The organism is Thiolapillus sp. (assembly GCF_048562965.1).
Lineage (GTDB): Bacteria > Pseudomonadota > Gammaproteobacteria > Chromatiales > Chromatiaceae > Thiolapillus > Thiolapillus brandeum_A.
In genome coordinates this window covers 1-1,398 of record NZ_JBHNMF010000770.1, presented here as the reverse complement: position 1 = coordinate 1,398, position 1,398 = coordinate 1, and the positions used below count along the sequence as shown (strand labels likewise).

At 50.5% G+C, this 1,398-nt stretch carries 1 protein-coding gene; it reads left to right on the top strand.

Going from position 1 to position 1,398, the window contains the following annotated elements; genetic code table 11:
* On the top strand, positions 1 to 1,250 hold a 1,250-nt coding region (locus ACOCD2_RS19950), incomplete at its 5' end, for an Eco57I restriction-modification methylase domain-containing protein (RefSeq protein ID WP_419589775.1).
* Positions 1,251 to 1,398: the final 148 nt, after the last annotated feature.

The following is a 1,398-nucleotide window of genomic DNA, read 5'->3' as shown; positions in this document are numbered from 1 at the left end:
TCGGGAACCCGCCATATGTGCGCCAGGAGCGCATTCCCGATGTGTTGGTAGCTGAATACAGACGGCGCTTCACTACGCTCTATGATCGTGCCGATCTCTATATTCCCTTTATTGAGCACTCTCTGGTATCGTTGGCAAAGGGCGGTACGCTTGGCTTTATCTGTTCCGATCGCTGGATGAAGAACAAGTACGGCGGTCCGCTCAGGGCCATGGTGTCAAATGGCTATCATCTCAAAGCCTATGTAGACATGGTCGATACGGATGCATTCCATTCCGAGGTGGTCGCTTATCCGGCTATCACCATTATTTCACGTAAAAACTCCGGGAAGACCCGGGTTGCCCACAAGCCTGAGATCAACAAGGACAAATTGACGAGTCTCTCCAATCGATTTAGAGCCAAGAAACTTCCGGTATCGGAGAATCAAATCAAGGAAGTCACTGGAATAGTCACCGGTGCTGATCCGTGGATACTGGAACCATCTGAGCAACTCACAATAATGCGCCGCCTTGAACGCACTTTCCCTGTGTTGGAAGACGTCGGTTGCAAGGTCGGAATTGGTGTTGCGACGGGATCGGATAAGGCATTCATTGGTCCTTATGGTGAGTTGGATGTTGAGCTTGACCGGAAACTCCCTCTCGTACGTACATGTGACATTCATGGCGGAAAGGTTGAATGGCGTGGAGATGGGGTTATAAATCCCTTCGCAAAGGATGGCGGACTTGTTGATCTCGAAGACTACCCAAAACTCAAAACCTATCTTGAAGATCGCAGGGAGATAATTGCCCATAGGCACGTTGCCAAGAGATCGCCAGCGCGTTGGTACCGCACTATCGACCGGATTTATCCTGATTTGGCCGCACAGGAAAAACTCCTGATTCCGGATATAAAGGGCGATGCCCATATCGTGTACGAACCGGGAGAGCTCTATCCTCACCACAATCTCTATTTCATCACCGCAAGCGAGTGGGATTTGTGTGCGTTGCAGGCGGTATTGATGTCAGGCATTGCCCGCCTGTTTGTTTCGATATACTCCACAAAAATGCGCGGTGGGTTCTTGCGGTTTCAGGCACAATACTTGCGCAGGATCAGGGTGCCTTACTGGAACGATGTTCCTGTTGATTTGCGTAAGCAACTGCGTGAGGCGGCATTAAGTGGCGATACGGCAATGGGTAATGAAGCTGTATATCGGTTATACGATCTGGACAAAGAAGAGCGCGCGGCGCTTGGCGGCAATGGTTTACGGAATTAGAGGGCGAGGACAAGGTGGCGATTGATTTATCGAATTATGATGCGAAAGCCAAAGAAGCGGTAAAAGCCTTCTGGGGAAATCGAGAGCAAGCACGTAACAAACAGATTGAGTCAGGCAAAGCCGACCAGGGGGAGCGTGCAGGTGTAAC